The following is a 4,326-nucleotide window of genomic DNA, read 5'->3' on the forward strand; positions in this document are numbered from 1 at the left end:
TGCTGGCCGACGCCTTCGCGGTCAGGGTGACCGAAAGCGGCCGCGACGGGCTCGACGAGAGCGTGTAGGTGCGGTGCACGGGGCCGCCCGGGACCGGCAGCTCCAGCGTCAGGAACTGGCCGGGACGGTAGTCGAACCACGCCCCCGAGGGCGCGCGGAACGAGAAGGAGACGGTGCCCGGCCCGTCGGGCACCACCGAGACGCATTCGATCGGCTCGCAGTCCTTCCATGGCAGCGCCCAGCCGAGCCGGGGAACGAGATCGGTCGCCATCCGCTACGCCGCCGCCAGCGCCGCCCCGCCGCCGAGGCGGTCGCCGAGCCTGCGGCAATACCAGTCGACGAACTGGATCACGCCGTCCTCCTGGATGCGCGAGCAGGGTCCCGGCACGAAGGCCGGCGCGGTCACGCCGCGCTGGTTCTCCTCGACCACCGCCCGGTCCTCGCCGTTGGTGGCGATCCGGACCCGGGTCAGGTTCTTCAGGTCGTAGTCGGTGCCCTCGACCGCGTCCTTGCGGACAAGCCATTTGGTCGTGACCTCGGTCTCGGTGGCGCTGATCGGCAGCATGCGGAAGACCGTCGCGTGGTCGCCGAGGAAGTGGTTCCAGCTGTTGGGGTAGTGGAAGAAGGGCAGCGAGCCCGCATCCGCGAAGGGCGCCGTCGACAGCCGCCTGGTCGGCACCGCCGCCCTGCCGTCCATGGTGAAGCTCTCGCCGGGGCCGAGCAGCGGGACGCGCACGAAGCGCCACTGGTGGCTCGGGTGCAGGTGGAAGCGCGGCGGCATCCCCGCGGCCTCGCATTTGGCCCAATGGGCGGCGATGACCGGCTCGACGTTGCCCTGCTCGTCCATCGAGGTGTAGCCGGAACGGTCGGGGAAGGTCCGGCAGGGCGAGGGATGCGCGCCCGCGCAATGGCAGCACTCGCGGTTGTTCTCCATCACCAGCTTCCAGTTGCCCTTCTCGACGATCGTCGATTCGAAGGCGATCCTGGCATCGTCCAGCCGGTGCGGCGCCAGGTCGCGGCCGGCCGTCTCGCGCAGCGCGTCGAAGGAGGCGGGCTCGTCGGCGAGGCAGACGAAGACCATGCCCCCCGCAGCCTCGCAGGCGACGGGCTTCAGCCCGTGCTCGGCCGGCCGGAAACCCGCCCCCATGTCGCGGGCGTAGAGCAGCCGCCCGTCGAGCTCGTAGGTCCACTGGTGGTGGGGGCAGGCGAGCTTCGGGGCCGGGCCCCTGAGCGCCGTGCGGACCCGGCTGCCGCGGTGCCGGCAGGCGTTGTGGAACGCGCGGATCGCCCCGTCCGCGCCGCGGACGATGACGATCGGATAGGCGCCTATCTGCATCGTCACGAAATTCCCGGCCTTCGGGATCTCGCAGGCCGGGATCGCGAACAGCCAGTCGCGATACCAGACCTCGGCGAGGTCGACCCCGAGCATCGCGGGATCGGTGTAGATGGGGCGCGGCAGCGCGTGGTCCGGAACGCGGCTCGCGAGCAGGTTCAGCGCCGTCGTATCGGCGATCATGGCATCTCTCCTCGGTGCCGCTCACCCGCGGCCCCCCGGGTTTCATCGTGCGGAAAGGATGCGACGGCCCGCCCGGACCCCGTGGCCCCGGCGGCATCCGCCCGCACCGCCGCCCGCGGCTTGACGTCACGCAGGGCTGGTTTCCGGGCTCCGGAGGGGCCTCGCGGCCGATGCGGCGCCTTCCCGGGGATTCCCCAGTGGCTTCTCGCCGCATTCATTCCTCCGCCACCGTTGCGGGGGCAGCGCCGGCTTCGGACCGGCTTCCCAATTCTCCGCCCCTCCCGGAGCGGCACCCTGACGAGCCGATCCTATCCTGTGGGCCCGCGATCGAAAGCACGGATTCCGACACCCGCGCGAAGGTTTCGGACAAGCCGGATCGAAACGATTCGCCGATGTCCGCAGGCCGGCCGTCGATTGCCGAGCTCGCTCCCCCGTGCAATGTCGATCGAGGGCCGATTTCGTCGAGGACGCCGGCATGTCGTGCCGGGCCGGGGTGCCGCCGGCGGGGAGCGCGCCGCCCTCTCACGCCGCTTCGGCACCGGCCTGGCGAGCATCCGGAGGTTCGGGGCGCTGGCCGCGAGGGAGGTGGACCGGACCCGCAGCAGTCGCGGCGGCGCCTGGGCTCTAGGCGCGACTCAGGTCCGGAGCGATGCGCAGCATGCCGCCGGCCGATTGTTCGACGGCGATGGGGATGCGGTAGACTTCGCTCAGCCTTCCGGCCTCGAGGACCTCCCCGGGCGCGCCCTCCGCGATGGCGCGTCCCTCGGACATCAGCAGCACGCGGTCGGCGAAGGCCGCGGCGAGGTTGAGGTCGTGCAGGACCGCGAGCACGCCGGTGCCGGCGTCGGCCTCGGCGCGGGCGAGGCGCAGCACCGCGACCTGGTGGGCGACGTCGAGGCTGGCGGTCGGCTCGTCGAGCAGGAGGAAGCGCCCGCCCCCGGCGGCGCGGCCGGTCCAGAGCTGGGCGAGCACGCGGGCGAGATGCGCCCGGGCGCGCTCGCCGCCGGAGAGGCGGTCGGCCGGGCGGCCGGCGAGGGCCGCGATCCCGGTCGCCGCCATGGCGCGCGCGACGATCGCCCCCTCGTCGGCGGCCCCGCGCGGCGCCGTCGCCGCGCCGAGCGCGACCAGAGCGGTGACGGTGAAGGGGGCGGCGAGCGCCGGCGCCTGCTCCAGCGCCGCGCGTTCGCGGGCAAGGCCCGCGGCGGTCATGGCGGCGAGCGGCCTTCCGTCGAGCAGCGCCGCGCCGAGGTCGGGGCGCAGCTCGCCCGCGAGCACCGCGAAGAGGCTCGACTTGCCGGCGCCGTTCGGGCCGCAGAGCGCCACCAGTTCGCCCGGCCGCAGCGCGAGGCCGACGCCCGCGAGCGCCGGGCGGCCGCCGCGGGTGAGATGCGCGTCGCGCGCCTCAAGCATCGCGGTGCATCCGCGCGAGCAGGAGCCAGAGGAAGAACGGGCCGCCGATCAGGCTGGTGGCGAGCCCCACCGGCGGCTCGGCGGGCGGTGCGATCATCCGCACCCCGAGATCGGCGCCGAGCAGCAGCGCCGCCCCGACCAGCGCCGCCGCCGGGGCGAGCGTCCGGTGGGCCGGGCCGACGCAGAGCCGGGCGATATGCGGCGCGACGAGCCCGATGAAGCCGATGGGGCCGGCGACGGCGACGCCGGCGCCGACCGCCAGCGCCGACCAGAGACCGGCGGCGCGCTTCACCCGCTCGACCTCGAGGCCCGAGTGCCAGGCGGCGCGCTCGCCGAGCTGCAGGAGGTCGAGCGCCAGGGCGAGCCGCAGGAGCCCGGCGGCCGCGGCGGCGATGCAGAGCGAGGCCAGCGCCGCCGCCCGCCAGCTCGCGCCGCCGAGCCCGCCCATGGTCCAGAAGGTGATGTCGCGCAGCTGCTGGTCGTCGCTCATGTAGATCATCAGCCCGACCGCGGCCCCGGCGATGGCGTTCACCGCCACGCCGGCGAGGATCAGCGTCGCGGCCTGGGTGGCGCCGCCGCGGCGGGCCAGTGCGAAGACCAGGGCCGTCGCCGCCGCCGCGCCGAGGAAGGCCGCCGCCGGGGTCGTCCAGAACCGGAGCTCCGGCGCCGCGGCGGCGAGCATGGCGCCGCCGAAGACGATCGCTGCCGCCGCCCCGAGCGCGCCGCCGGCGCTCACGCCGATCAGGCCGGGATCGGCGAGCGGGTTGCGCAGGATCCCCTGCAGGGCCGTCCCCGAGAGCGCGAGGCCGGCGCCGACCGCCGCGGCGAGCGCGACGCGCGGCGCGCGGATGGTGGTGACGATCGCCTCCGCGCGGGGGTCGGCCTCCCCGAGGAGCGCCGCGACCACCTCGCCGGGGCCGAGCGGGACCGGACCGAAGACCATCCCGGCGACGGCGAGGCCCAGCACCGCCAGCCCGAAGCCGATGAGGGCGAGCGCCGTCCCGGGGGGCGCGGCCCGGAGCAGAGGCGCGGGCACGCTCAGATCTTCAACTGCGCCGCCGTGTCGGGATGCAGGGCGCGCGCCAGCTCCGTCACCGCCGCCGGCGTGCGCGGGCCGAAGCCGAGCAGCTTCAGCCCGTCCATCACCAGGATGCGCCCCGCGCGCGCCGCCGGGGTCTCGGCGAGGCCGACGGCGGCGACCGCCGCCGCGCCGCCGCCCGCCGCGGCGGCCGCGTGGTCGGGCAGGAGCACCGCCTCCGGCGCGAAGCCGATCGCCGCCTCGATCGACAGCGGCCTGTAGCCCTCGAAGCCGGTGGCGGCGTTGCGGCCGTGGGCGAGCTCGATCATCGCATCGGCGGCGGTGCCGCTCCCCGCCGCGATCGGCGTGCCGTTCGCCACCG

Annotated in this window: 3 protein-coding genes, 2 pseudogenes and 1 riboswitch; all 5 genes and pseudogenes read right to left on the reverse strand. The window is 75.4% G+C overall.

Features of this window, described 5'->3' with window-relative positions:
• A pseudogene (locus tag V7050_RS18605) lies at positions 1–271 on the reverse strand (hybrid-cluster NAD(P)-dependent oxidoreductase); the annotation flags it as partial.
• Between the two features lie 3 nt (positions 272–274).
• On the reverse strand, positions 275–1,516 hold the full coding sequence (locus V7050_RS18610) for an aromatic ring-hydroxylating oxygenase subunit alpha (protein ID WP_324370588.1): 1,242 nt from the start codon (positions 1,514–1,516) through the stop codon (positions 275–277).
• A gap of 117 nt (positions 1,517–1,633) precedes the next feature.
• A riboswitch (cobalamin riboswitch) is annotated at positions 1,634–1,828 on the reverse strand.
• 312 nt (positions 1,829–2,140) lie between these two features.
• Positions 2,141–2,926, reverse strand: a complete 786-nt coding sequence (locus tag V7050_RS18615; protein ID WP_324374063.1) for a heme ABC transporter ATP-binding protein — start codon at positions 2,924–2,926, stop codon at positions 2,141–2,143.
• Positions 2,919–3,962: a FecCD family ABC transporter permease gene (locus V7050_RS18620; RefSeq protein WP_324374060.1), complete on the reverse strand. Its 1,044-nt coding sequence runs from the start codon at positions 3,960–3,962 to the stop codon at positions 2,919–2,921. The genes V7050_RS18615 and V7050_RS18620 overlap by 8 nt, the downstream gene beginning before the upstream one ends.
• 2 nt (positions 3,963–3,964) lie before the next feature.
• A pseudogene (locus V7050_RS18625) lies at positions 3,965–4,326 on the reverse strand (hemin ABC transporter substrate-binding protein); the annotation flags it as partial.

The sequence above is a fragment of the Amaricoccus sp. genome (assembly GCF_036846665.1).
Taxonomy (GTDB): domain Bacteria; phylum Pseudomonadota; class Alphaproteobacteria; order Rhodobacterales; family Rhodobacteraceae; genus Amaricoccus.